Annotated in this window: 1 protein-coding gene; it reads left to right on the top strand. The window is 34.5% G+C overall.

The window, feature by feature from the left end:
* The coding region (locus tag FDW96_RS02990) for a terminase large subunit domain-containing protein (protein ID WP_212732854.1) at positions 1-406 on the top strand (406 nt) is incomplete at both ends.

Raw genomic sequence — 406 nt, 5'->3', positions numbered from 1 at the left:
TATTGCATACGATAATACACAGGCTAGACACGTATTTGACCAAGTACGAAACCAAACAGAAGCAAGTGATACTTTAAGAGTGTACAACGAAAACAAGATTTTCAAGAGTACAAAACAAGGACTAGAATTTACTTCTTTTAAAACCACTTTCAAAAAGCAAACAAATGATACTTTAAGGGCGCAAGGTGGTAATAGTTCGCTTAATATATTTGATGAAGTTCATACTTATGGCGAAGATATAACAGAATCAGTTAATAAAGGTTCACGACAAAAGCAAGATAACTGGCAAAGTATTTATATCACTTCTGGCGGACTTAAACGAGATGGACTTTATGATAAACTTGTCGAGCGTTTCAAGTCAGAGGAAGAATTTTATAATGATAGGTCATTCGGCTTGCTTTACATG

Origin of the sequence: Citrobacter sp. TBCS-15, assembly GCF_005280815.1 — a bacterium.
Lineage (GTDB): Bacteria > Pseudomonadota > Gammaproteobacteria > Enterobacterales > Enterobacteriaceae > Citrobacter > Citrobacter werkmanii.
This window is presented reverse-complemented; position numbering and strand designations above follow the sequence as displayed.